Below are 236 nucleotides of genomic sequence, written 5' to 3'. Positions count from 1 at the left end.
CTCCGCTACCCCCACCTCATCCCCGAATTTTTCAACATTCGTGGGTTCGGGCCTCCAGTGCGTGTTACCGCACCTTCACCCTGGACAGGGGTAGATCACACGGTTTCGGGTCTACGCCCACGTACTTCGTCGCCCTATTCAGACTCGCTTTCGCTGCGGCTACGGCTTCTCACCTTAACCTTGCACGGGAACGTAACTCGCCGGTTCATTCTACAAAAGGCACGCCATCACCCCTA

Annotated in this window: 1 rRNA gene; it reads right to left on the bottom strand. The window is 57.2% G+C overall.

What is annotated here, in order from left to right:
• Nucleotides 1-236, bottom strand: a 23S ribosomal RNA gene (locus RJP21_RS31150); the annotation flags it as partial.

The sequence above is a fragment of the Paenibacillus sp. VCA1 genome, from assembly GCF_031583795.1.
Lineage (GTDB): Bacteria > Bacillota > Bacilli > Paenibacillales > Paenibacillaceae > Paenibacillus_AQ > Paenibacillus_AQ albilobatus.
The sequence above is the reverse complement of the archived record's forward strand: the minus strand, read 5'-3'. Positions and strand labels throughout refer to the sequence as shown.